The sequence below is a fragment of the Okeania sp. SIO3B5 genome (assembly GCF_010692555.1).
Taxonomy (GTDB): domain Bacteria; phylum Cyanobacteriota; class Cyanobacteriia; order Cyanobacteriales; family Microcoleaceae; genus Okeania.
Map to the genome: position 1 here is coordinate 1 of NZ_JAAHHG010000330.1, position 11191 is coordinate 11191.

General features: G+C 36.9%; 10 protein-coding genes. 3 read left to right on the forward strand and 7 right to left on the reverse strand.

Annotated features, from left to right (window positions below; genetic code table 11):
* From F6K54_RS30485 to F6K54_RS30500, 4 genes are all read right to left on the reverse strand, one after another.
* Positions 1-702, reverse strand: a 702-nt coding sequence (locus tag F6K54_RS30485; RefSeq protein ID WP_293086253.1) for a reverse transcriptase domain-containing protein, incomplete at its 3' end; no start/stop codon positions are given.
* Positions 703-1943: 1241 nt separating this feature from the next.
* Positions 1944-3557, reverse strand: coding sequence for a DNA repair protein RadA (gene radA / locus F6K54_RS30490; protein WP_293086255.1), 1614 nt, complete (start codon positions 3555-3557; stop codon positions 1944-1946).
* Between the two features lie 611 nt (positions 3558-4168).
* The gene (locus tag F6K54_RS30495; protein ID WP_293086257.1) at positions 4169-4468 is read right to left on the reverse strand and encodes a hypothetical protein; all 300 of its coding nucleotides are present in this window, start codon (positions 4466-4468) and stop codon (positions 4169-4171) included.
* 131 nt (positions 4469-4599) lie between these two features.
* On the reverse strand, positions 4600-4839 hold the full coding sequence (locus tag F6K54_RS30500; RefSeq protein WP_293086259.1) for a hypothetical protein: 240 nt from the start codon (positions 4837-4839) through the stop codon (positions 4600-4602).
* Positions 4840-5330: 491 nt separating this feature from the next.
* On the opposite strand from F6K54_RS30500, the gene rpaB reads away from it, so the two are divergent.
* From rpaB to F6K54_RS30515, 3 genes are all read left to right on the forward strand, one after another.
* Complete coding sequence (gene rpaB / locus F6K54_RS30505; protein ID WP_293086261.1) at positions 5331-6062, forward strand: response regulator transcription factor RpaB; 732 nt, start codon at positions 5331-5333, stop codon at positions 6060-6062.
* Between the two features lie 263 nt (positions 6063-6325).
* The gene (locus F6K54_RS30510; RefSeq protein ID WP_293086263.1) at positions 6326-6967 is read left to right on the forward strand and encodes a cofactor assembly of complex C subunit B; all 642 of its coding nucleotides are present in this window, start codon (positions 6326-6328) and stop codon (positions 6965-6967) included.
* Between the two features lie 1023 nt (positions 6968-7990).
* Positions 7991-8521 (forward strand): DUF456 domain-containing protein, encoded by a 531-nt coding sequence (locus tag F6K54_RS30515; RefSeq protein ID WP_293086265.1) that lies wholly within the window; start codon positions 7991-7993, stop codon positions 8519-8521.
* Positions 8522-8524: 3 nt separating this feature from the next.
* Here the strand turns inward: F6K54_RS30515 and F6K54_RS30520 are convergent, their stop codons facing one another.
* From F6K54_RS30520 to F6K54_RS30530, 3 genes are all read right to left on the reverse strand, one after another.
* Positions 8525-8950: a hypothetical protein gene (locus tag F6K54_RS30520; protein WP_293086267.1), complete on the reverse strand. Its 426-nt coding sequence runs from the start codon at positions 8948-8950 to the stop codon at positions 8525-8527.
* Between the two features lie 518 nt (positions 8951-9468).
* Positions 9469-10542 carry a dTDP-glucose 4,6-dehydratase gene (gene rfbB, locus F6K54_RS30525; RefSeq protein WP_293086268.1) on the reverse strand — a complete coding sequence of 358 codons (1074 nt, stop codon included), beginning with the start codon at positions 10540-10542 and terminating at the stop codon, positions 9469-9471.
* Positions 10543-10776: 234 nt separating this feature from the next.
* Entirely contained in the window at positions 10777-10953 is a 177-nt protein-coding gene (locus F6K54_RS30530) for a zinc ribbon domain-containing protein (protein WP_293086270.1), read from the reverse strand.
* Positions 10954-11191: the final 238 nt, after the last annotated feature.

Here is an 11191-nt window from a genome sequence, read left to right on the forward strand (position 1 = left end):
TAAGTCGTCGGCATATCTTATGCAATACGCGGGATTTTTATTCCCTATGTCTAGCGATTCGATTCCATTGAGTGATATATTGGCTAACAGAGGTGATATAATTCCTCCTTGTGGGACTCCTTGTTCTGGGAATCCTATTGATGTTCCTGATTTTAAACAACCCCATAGTCCTTGTTTTATTGATTGGGGTGCTATGACTTGTTGCATGAGGTGCTTGTGGTCAATCCTATCGAAGCATTTGGCTATATCCATTTCATAGATGTGTTTTCTATGTCCATTGGAATTTGACCTTAGATTAGTAAATAGGAGTTTTTGTGCATCGTGTGCGCTTCTTCCTGGTCTGAATCCATAGCTTCTGGAGTGGAATGTGACCTCATGTGCTGGTTCGATGGCTAGTTTGCACCATGCCTGCCATGCTCTATCTGCTATGGTTGGAACCTTTAACATCCTAGTTGTCCCATCCTTTTTTGGAATTGGGATTTCTCTGAGTTTGTTATGTTTCCAGTTGTGCCCATATTTTTCGAGCATGATTAGTAATGCAATTCTTTGAAAATTGTTTAGATTTTCTAGACCATCTACCCCTGCTGTTTTCTTGCCTTGATTTTCTTGAGTCACTCTACGAATCGCTAACATTTTGCTAGCTCGACTTCTTAGCAAAAGCTTTTGTAAGTTCCGGACTTGTTTGTAATCTTTCCTTAGCATAGCTTTGTAATATCATGTCCGGATAATTAGTGATAAAAAAACTTTCTCCTTCAACTCCAGTTCTTCTTCTTTCTTCCCTCTTTCCTCCTGACTCCTGACTCCTGAGGACTGACTCCTCCGTAGTTATTTATTTATCACTGTTCAACCGGACATGATATAAATTCTCTTCTGTAGTCGGAATACACTCTTCCTGGCTTTCTTCCATTCGTAGTTTTTCCAGAGTTCACTGCTTAATTTATTGCGTGCCATAACTGTAATCTCCATTAGATTGTTTACTCTGATTGCCTCGTTCCAATTACGGAACGTCCTACCCGATGTCAGGGATTACACTCTCGTCAGCTTACCCAAGTTCGACATCCTATTGTTCGGGGGGCGATATTTTCATATCCGATATGACCCCTGAACAAAAGACTTGAGACCATAACATCGTTTTTATTCGTTCCCTTATGAGATTGATTGATAACTTAGAGCAGTCCAATTTGCCTAATGCCTATTCAGGATTGTTGGATTTAGTTAAAGAATCTAACGAATATTGGGTTTCTTACCCTGGCATTGAATCCACTTGTTGTGTTTTCAGATAGATGGATTCGCAGTAAGACACTTTTGTAGGACTTGTTTACTCATATCATCTCCCTATTAGCGGTCTGGTTGTTAACCGGGGGATATCTGCTTCTCCCTTGTCCGCCCTGTTGCCAGCTTCAGCCTGTAAGCGCGTTATTCCGAGTCTTACTCACTGTGGCCAGGTAAGGAGTCACTCCATCCCTAGAGGGTAGGGCTTTCACCTACATCTACATAAGAGTTAGATAACTTTCGTTATCCCCTAAGTTTAGGTTTTTCTCCAGAAATCTTATTGGGATTTATGTGTTGGAGATTGACTTTGCGCTAGGAACGAATCGCACTTAACTATTGCGTATGTCAGAATAATACTAAATAATACATAAAGTTACAAAATCATACATAATAGGGTGCTTCAGATAAAAAAACTAGTCTATTTTTCAAACCACATTCCGCACTTCAATTTGTAACATTAAAAGTAGCACAAAAAAACATGGCCTTTTTAGGTATTTATACTGTATAAATTATCTTCATTAACCTTTCTCAAGAGTCAAATTTTTGGGAAAATATTAAGCATAAATACTCAATTATGATCATTCTTATTTTTTCCTGAATTCAGAATTCTGACTCCTAAATTTTTATACTACATCTTGTAGTGCTAAATGTAGATTTTAACAACAACATCCTCAATTCTCCATAGTTGGAGGTTGCGCTGGAATCGCAGCAATAATCGCATCAATCACCTTAGCAATAGGCAAAATACGCATACCTAAATCCGGCGTTTGCTGACCTTTTGGAATAATTGCCCTCTTAAAACCTAACTTCGCAGCCTCTCTCAACCTTAATTCCAACTGAGATACAGGTCGCACCTGGCCACCTAAACCAACCTCTCCCAGCAAAATAATCCTGGGGTCAACTACTCGGTCGCGAAAACTAGCCACTACTGCAATAGCAACTCCCAGGTCTGCGGCAGGCTCTTCTACACTCAACCCACCCACCGTCGCCACATAAGTATCTAACTTAGATAAAGGAATGCCGACCCGTTTTTCCAACACTGCCAAAATCTGTTGCAACCTACCACTATCAATTCCAGTAGTAGAACGTCGAGGCGCACCATGACTCGCTGGGCTAACCAATGCCTGAATCTCTACAACTATTGGGCGAGTGCCTTCCATAGAAACAACCGTGGAAGTTCCCGAAGCATATTCATCGCGACTTCCTAAAAATAACTCTGACGGATTCAATATCTCTTTTAAACCATTCGCCACCATTTCAAATACTCCAATTTCGTGAGTAGCGCCGAAACGATTTTTCATAGAGCGCAGCAGACGGTGGGAGGCAAAGCGATCGCCCTCAAAATATAGAACCGTATCTACCAAATGTTCTAAAACACGGGGACCTGCCAAAGCACCATCTTTAGTTACATGACCGACTATTAATAAAGTAATATTTTCCCGCTTTGCCACTTGCATCAAAGCCGAAGTACATTCCCTCACCTGAGCAACCGAACCAGGAGCGGAAGTCAGGGAAGCAAAATAAATTGTCTGAATACTGTCAATTACAGCAAGATATGGTTTGAGAGATTCCAACTCTCTTAAAATTACTTCTAAATCTGTTTCTGGCAATAAAAATAAATTTTCGTGGGAATCTGTAGTGGAATCTTTTGTAGATTCAGAATTGTCATTGCTTTCTTGACCTTCGTTTGAGGATAAATCTTCATCCATCTCAACATTTGAAACAATATCCTTATTTTCATTTGAGGATAAATCTTCATCCATCTCAACATTTGAAACATTATCCTTATCCTCTTCCTCTACTTCTACTTCATTGAGATTAACAATTAAACGTTGCGAACGTAATTTAACCTGTTGTCCAGACTCTTCTGCCGACACATATAAAACTCGACATCTACTAGACAACTGATTAGCCACCTGTAATAAAAGAGTAGATTTACCAATACCAGGTTCTCCACCAATCAAAACCAAGGAACCAGGAACAATTCCACCACCAAGCACTCGGTCTAACTCTTCAAACCCAGAAGGCATTCTGGATAAACTTTGGTCAGAAATCTGGGATAATAGAAAAGATGCCCTTGGTTGACCAGAAGACTTATCTGATTCAGATGTTTGACTGCCAATGCCAATATCAGTAAGTCCCAATCTTTGTAAAGTCGTTACAGTTTTTTCTTCTATCTCCTCTGTTAGAGAATTCCAAGTATTACAGCTAGGACATCTGCCCAAAAATTGAGTAGACTCATACCCACATTCTCCACAAACATACTTTATTTTCTGTTTTGGCATCTCTTAAAATAATTTAATATTCAGTTGCAAATATAAAAAAGCCTAAAGTTTTACTAATCCTAAGCTAGGAGTAATACATAATGTTGACCTCTCCCCGGCTTAAAAGCTATCCCTGATAAGGAACTCCTGAAAACCTTGTGGGAAGCAGGGGAGCAGGGGAGTAGGGAGCAGGGGAGTAGGGAGCAGGGGAGAAAGGAGAAAGAATCATAGTATATAGGAAAAACTACTTAAGTTATCAAAAAAAATGTACTTTGTTAATACACTTTTTCTCTGACAAAAACCTTTTAAAGACTTGAACATAACTTGTCTATAATGTCTACGTTTTATGTTAAGAAAGATGTTTATAAAGCATAGCTTAAAAGCGCGGGGATTCTTAACTGTTGCTACGATTAGGGGCTAAAGCCACACCTCGTAGCTTTTTTAGTTTTGGTTTCCCAGATATAAAATCAGGAGCGCGAGGGTCAAAACTCGCCTACAGACCAAGACTTGGCTTAGACCTAATTGTGTCTCTACTTTGCGTTCGCGAAGCGTGCCGAAGGCAAGTATATTCGCTGCACCATTTAAATCAGCATTAACTAACAAAACCTTTACCTGTTTGGTACATCCCACGTTTAACTCGTTTCCCTCTCTTTTTGATAAACAAACTCTACATAAAAAAATCGATTACGAGGTAGTATTCGCAGTTCTTTGATATCTGAAAACTGTATATTAGATAGCATCGGTATTAAAAAACTATCTAATTTAAACCATCGTTTTACAGTTTTTCCCAGAGGAATTCTTATATTATCCTCAACAAGTCTTAAAGCTTGCTTGGGAGTCACCATTGCTAAACCACCTTTTTTATGGGATGGTGAGGAAACCTGCGCCATATCCAATCGACCAAGAGAGAAAAATTTTTCATTATTAGTCAATCAATTCCGTTTTCTTTTGAGAGGTAATAATTAATAATTATTAATTGTTGAACATAGCTAGAAATCCTTGGTTGAAAATATAGATTGCCTTTTTTGTATTTTTTATTTAACTCTTTAAATGACTTAAAAGATTAAGCAACAGATATTAATATTTGCTGCGCTGCCTGCGAATACAAAGCTGACACATGTTTATTTGATTTGTACTCTTTTTCTAGGTCATACTTACCAATTATTTTCTGGGATTTGAAAAACAATTGACGACCATAATAAATACCACAATTGGTTAGCTTGTTGGGCCCAGAACAAATAAACTCAAGAATTGATTTTAAGTCTTGATTAGGCTTGATGAGATTTTGCTGACAACCATACAAATAAATCACCTCCTTAATATTATGAATTATCTCCTGATTGTGTATTTGTAATGTTAAGATTAGGTAGAGACTGCGGGATTTATCCCTCAGTGTTCGTTTTCATCCCCTCTCTTAAGAGTCTATGCTTTATAAACATCTTTCTTAACATAAAAATTGACAAAATAGACAAGTTATGTTCAAGTCTTTAAAAGATTTTTGTCAGAGAAAAAGTGTATTAACAAAGTACATTTTTTTTGATAACTTAAGTAGTTTTTCCTATCTACTATGATTCTTTCTCCTTTCTCCTTTTTCCCCTCCTGGGAGGGGGAGGGGTGGGTCCCCTGCTCCCCTGCTTCCCACAAGGTTTTCAGGAGTGCCTTATAAGGGATAGCTTAAGAGTAGGGGCTTTTAACGTCCCGCTAGTTCTTTTGTAGTTTCTGTTGTTATTTTGATGATAGAGTTAAAAAAATTAATATATACATATAAATATAAATGAAGGAGTGTTAGGAAAAGTGGAAAATCATAAAGAAAAAATATTGGTTGTTGATGATGAGGCAAGTATCCGTCGTATTTTAGAAACTCGGCTGTCGATGATTGGCTATGATGTTGTCACCGCTGCTGATGGAGAGGAAGCTTTAGTAACTTTTCACAATACGGAACCCGATCTGGTGGTATTAGATGTGATGATGCCAAAATTAGATGGTTATGGTGTATGTCAGGAGTTGCGGAAAGAATCTGATATTCCCATAATTATGCTAACTGCTTTGGGAGATGTTGCAGATCGAATTACAGGTTTAGAGTTAGGTGCTGATGACTATGTTGTTAAGCCTTTTTCTCCAAAAGAATTAGAAGCAAGAATTCGTTCTGTATTACGTCGAGTTGATAAGAATGGGACTTCTGGCATTCCTAGTTCTGGTGTTATTCAGGTCAGCAGTATTAGAATTGATACGAATAAGCGTCAAGTTTACAAAGGGGATGAACGAATTAGACTTACTGGTATGGAGTTTAGTTTGTTGGAGTTGTTGGTAAGTCGTTCTGGAGAACCTTTTTCTCGGTCTGAGATTTTGCAGGAAGTTTGGGGTTATACTCCAGAACGCCATGTAGATACGCGGGTAGTGGATGTTCATATTTCTAGACTGAGGGCTAAGTTAGAAGATGACCCAAGTAATCCAGAATTGATTTTAACTGCTCGGGGTACTGGTTATTTATTTCAACGTATTATTGAGCCTGGTGAAGTTGGTTGAAATATAGGGAGTAGTTCCGCTACGCGGAAGTCAAAAGTCAAAAGTTAAAAGTTAAAAGTTAAAAGTTAAAAGTATTGATTGGTAAGGCTTTTAGGATTTTGTAACTGGTTAGTTATTTCTGCCATCCTGCACTAGGGAGTAGAGAGTAGGGAGTAGGGAGAAATAATTGATGATTTTTGTAGGATAATTGATTTTATTTTTGATTTTTGGATAATTCTATCAGTAACTTAGCTCAGAGGTACTGATAACTAATAAGTGAAAATATGACTCAATCAGACCCGAACAAAATCTTACGAATGTTACCTATAATAGTAGGAGGATTAGGTGGAACTTTACTCATGGTTAATCGATTTTTTACCCCTAATCTTTTAGCTTCCCAAGCTCGTTCTGATGTAGTGGGGGTAATTTTAAGTGCTTTTTTGATTTTGACTGGTTTACTTTGGCAACAGATACAACCACGTTCTCCTGATACTGTTGAATTAATTGGTGAATCAGGATTTGAACTATTGCCAGAATTATCTGACATAGCAAAAAATGAACTTGCCTGGGCTTCTAGTTTATTATTAACTAATACAGTTACTAAAACTATTATTATTTGGTATCAAAACAAAGTCTTATTAAGAAGAGGAATTTTACCATCTCACTCAGAAGTAGAACCGGGAGCTATTTTAAAGCAAGTTTTAAATAAACAAAAACCTATTTATTTAGTAGATTTAAAAGTTTATCCAGGTCGTATTGAATTTAATTATTTACCAGAAAATACTCAAGGTGTCATTTGTCAACCTATTGGTAAGAATGGTGTAATGATTTTAGGTGCAAATGCACCTCGCAGTTATACCAAACAAGATGAAAATTGGATTTCAGGAATAGCAGATAAATTGACAGATTCTTTATCAAAAAAATGAGGGATATTTCATTATGGTTGGTGGATTTTTTGATGCTTGTAAAGTATTTGAATTGTTTTATAGCAATCAGGAATTAGATGTTATATCATTCCGTTTGAAAATTTTTATATGTCTTAAAAGATTTTCTCTACTATATTCTCCTGAATCCTTCGCATCTTTTATAGATTCATCAATAATATTGCCTGTAGTTTCATCTATTACAAAATCAACTACTTCATCTAATGGGTTTACACTTATTTTTAAAATTTTTAGAAGTTTTAAAAAGTCAGAAGCTGCATCTATACTATCGATTTTTTTGTCCTAATTTAAAAAAAAAGACGAGGTACAATAGTATCTCGTTTATATGTCTAAATATTATACTTTTGAAAGTAACAAACCATGAAGTTGAAAATACATCATTTTTGTAGATGCTAAGTCAAGGTTGAGGCGAACTGCGATATAACCTGCACCTTCTAAAATGGCAAATGGCTTATTATTAAGTTCGTCACTCCACCAACTGGATAGACAATTTTCTCTGATTTAGCCCTCATTAAATCCAAGTTTTGAAACTTTAGCATAGAGGCTAGACATTGTAAGTATTTTTGTCATAATTTGGTTTTCCTTATCTGCTAAAAAGTCAAAGTTTTATCGTTTGAACCCTATTATTATTTAGGGCTTGCTGAAAAAGTATGAGTGGTAAGGATAGGAGTCAGAATCCAGCAATCCTGCAATTCAGAAGGAATGGGAATTATAGAGGAGTTAGTCAGAATAATCGTCCCAAGATTTTTCTGCCCAACTATGCGCCCAAAATGCGCTCCTTTTTGACGATGAACAGCTGAAAACCAAGGTATTTCAGACATAAAAAGGCTAAAACCTTTATATATCAATTTTTTGAGATTTATTCAGCAAACCCTATTTAGATATATTTTTTCTATGATAACATTTTTTGTATGGAGTATTTTACCTGAAATAATAGAATGCTCATTCTCTAAGCAATTCAGTTTTGCCAAAATTGGTATATTATAATTTGTTTTTTATTTTAATATGGTGATTATTTATTGGCTTCTTTTAATAGTTATGTTAGTTGGTGTTGCTGGTGCTGTAATTCCAGGTTTACCAGGTTCTAGTTTAATTTTGGCAGCAATTTTAGTCTGGGGTTTAATTCATGGTTTTAGTGGAATTGGTTTTGCTCTGGGAATAGCTATCCTAGTTTTACTATTAAGTACTTTGATAGATTTTCTCGCGACTTATTGGGGAGCAAAACAGTCTGGTGCTAGTAAATGGGGACAAATAGGTTGTTTCATTGGTCTGGCATTGGGTTTTTTTGGTCTATTACCAGCGTTACCATTTGGCGGACCTTTATTAGGGATGTTGATTGGACCTTTTTTCGGAGCAGTTGTTGGAGAATTTTTGTATCGGCAAGATTTAGAGTTTGCTCAGAGGGCTAAATTATCTGTAAAAGCTGGAATAGGTATAGTGGTCGGCACAGTTGTGGGAAATATAATTCAAGGAATTTTAGCGATCGCTACTGTGATAGTTTTTCTTGTTTCAACTTGGCCGACCGTTCAAAGTTAGTAGTTAAAAAGAATACACTCTACCAGTAGGAGAAATATAAACTGATTTATGGTCAGTTGCTTCTGAACCTGGTTTAACTCTAACTGTAACTATATTACCCTCTGCACTATATTCATAAGTAAGCAAACTGTCATTATATATGTTTACTGTGCCATAACCGTCAGGTATACTTTGCAAGTCAACTCTGATATTTTTACTTCTTCCTGCGGGCAAAATTCTTTCTACTTCTGGAATTAAGTTATAGTTGAGAGCTTTTCCAGTCTGATTTAAAATCTTTAGTATAATTGGTTTTTTTGAATCTGCTGCTTGAGCTTCTGGTTGCCAATATCCAGGTACATAAGTAGGCGCATTTTGAGATAAAACTTCTGTGGGATAAGTTATTAAGCTTGAAGTTATTAATAATGTTGTGATTAGAGCAAATTTTTTCATTTTTCCTCTTGTTGTACTGTACAAAAAATCTAATACTTAATACTCCAAAATTTCTGCTTCGGTTATTTTTGAGGTAGTCTTAACAGCAATTTTTAGGATGTTAAGGTACGGTTTAAATAATACAGCAGATTCCATTTTAGTGAGGTAAACCCGTTGCGGGCAAGATGCTATAGCGGGAAACATTGTAAAGATGAGGATATATCAAAAGCTAAAAATTCAGACAATGCCAGATTTTTCCTTCTACCTTTTACTCTAAAAATAGTAACCTTTAAAACTCTACGACTAACTAATTGATGATTGGGATAGTGGCTAGAAAAGACAACTTGCAGAAAAGAGAAAAGCTAGTAGCTAATCATCAAAAAAACTATTGCCAATTACCAATAACCAATTTAAGGACTTACTGAAAAATTGTGGTTTAAAGCCTCCCCTTTTAAGGGGATAATAAAGAAAAATTTTCCTGTTCGTCAATTCTATCCGTTTTCAAGGAGAGGTAATTATTAATTATTAATTATTAATTATTAATTGTTGAAATAAACTTTTTGATAATAAGCTTGATATTCTTCAGATAATAATGGCTCCCACCAATTTCGGTTATTCAAAAACCAATCTACAGTATGACGTAACCCCTCTTCAACAGTTACTGAAGGCTGCCAACCTAACTCAGTTTTAATCTTTGTCGCATCAATAGCATAACGTCTATCATGGCCTGGTCTATCCTTAACAAAAGTAATTAACTTTTCACAAGGTTGTACTGGTAAATCAGTTGCTAATTTATCCATAATTTGACACAATATTCGCACCAAATCAATATTTTTTACCTCATTATTTCCACCAATATTATAAGTTTCTCCTGGTTTACCTTTGTGAATTACCGTATCTAATGCCCGACAATGATCTATCACATACAACCAATCTCTAATATTTTGCCCATCACCATAAACTGGTAATTGTTTTCCTAATAACATATTGATGCACATCAGAGGAATTAACTTCTCAGGAAAATGATACGGTCCGTAGTTATTAGAACAATTAGTAATAACTGTTGGGATATTGTAAGTATGATAATAAGCTCTAGCCAGATGGTCACTTCCTGCTTTCGATGCAGAATAGGGACTATTTGGCGCATAAGGTGTGGTTTCTGTAAAGGCAGAATCTTCTGAGCTTAAACTACCGTAGACTTCATCAGTCGAAACATGGAGAAATATACACCTCCGGTCTGAATTTTGGGCAACAGTGGGATAATGACTTCTGAACGCCTCTAACAAGGTAAAAGTACCCACAACATTAGTTTGCACAAAAGCTGCTGGACCAAGAATAGAGCGGTCCACATGAGATTCTGCGGCAAAGTGGGCTACTGTATCTATATCCTCTTCCTGGAGTAACCTATCTACTAATGAGCGATCGCAAATATCTCCCTGGACAAAACGGAAATTTGGCAACTCTAGTAAATCAGCTAAAGTCTCCTTATTACCAGCGTAAGTCAGAGCATCCAATACAACTACTTGATCGTTAGGATAGGTTTCACGCCAATAGTGGACAAAATTAGAACCAATAAATCCAGCACCCCCGGTCACCAATAATCTACTTTCCATAATTTTCATCTCCTGAGAGTTTGCAATTAAGTACTTAATGCAGAATTAATTTAACATTTTGTCGAGCTAAGGAATATGAAACAGATAATATATGTGACATCTCCCACACTAAGCTAACGCTATAGTGTGGGCTTCTCGTTTCGTAGCCCCGGTATCCCGTCGGGCAAGCGCGTGCTTCAAGGACGTCTGGGCCCTACCGCCCTATTTTTGATATTTATCGCCGCATTTCCTAGGTCATGCTTCCCTACGGGATGCTGCGCAAACGCAAACAAGTCGCGGTCTATTACTATGCCGCAGTGCGGGCAAGAATGAGTTCGTATAGTTTAATTCTTTAGAGACTTTTTTCCCACAATTTGAGCAATCTTGGCTAGTATTTTTGGGGTTCACTGCTATGGTTTTCACCTCCAGCATTTGCCTCCTGGGTGCGGAGCTGCGCTAACGGCTTTGACAGCAAGAATAGACAGGAATTGACCCCCAAATCCCATCGTTAATTGATTTACTTAAACGGGTCTTTGCTAGCCCTTTAATGTTTAAGTTTGCCTCCGGCACGCCGCTCCGCGTCTACGTGGGCGATAGCCTCAGCTTTTGATAACAATTAATTGGCTGTTTTAAAGTGGAAATCTTTACAAAGTAATATTATTGAATCTAG

Coding starts and splice junctions, on each gene's coding strand:
- radA (WP_293086255.1), bottom strand. CDS start 3,557: ATGCCAAAACAGAAAATAAAGTATGTTTGTGGAGAATGTGGGTATGAG.
- F6K54_RS30510 (WP_293086263.1), top strand. CDS start 6,326: ATGACTCAATCAGACCCGAACAAAATCTTACGAATGTTACCTATAATA.
- F6K54_RS30515 (WP_293086265.1), top strand. CDS start 7,991: ATGGTGATTATTTATTGGCTTCTTTTAATAGTTATGTTAGTTGGTGTT.
- F6K54_RS30520 (WP_293086267.1), bottom strand. CDS start 8,950: ATGAAAAAATTTGCTCTAATCACAACATTATTAATAACTTCAAGCTTA.
- rfbB (WP_293086268.1), bottom strand. CDS start 10,542: ATGGAAAGTAGATTATTGGTGACCGGGGGTGCTGGATTTATTGGTTCT.
- F6K54_RS30530 (WP_293086270.1), bottom strand. CDS start 10,953: ATGCTGGAGGTGAAAACCATAGCAGTGAACCCCAAAAATACTAGCCAA.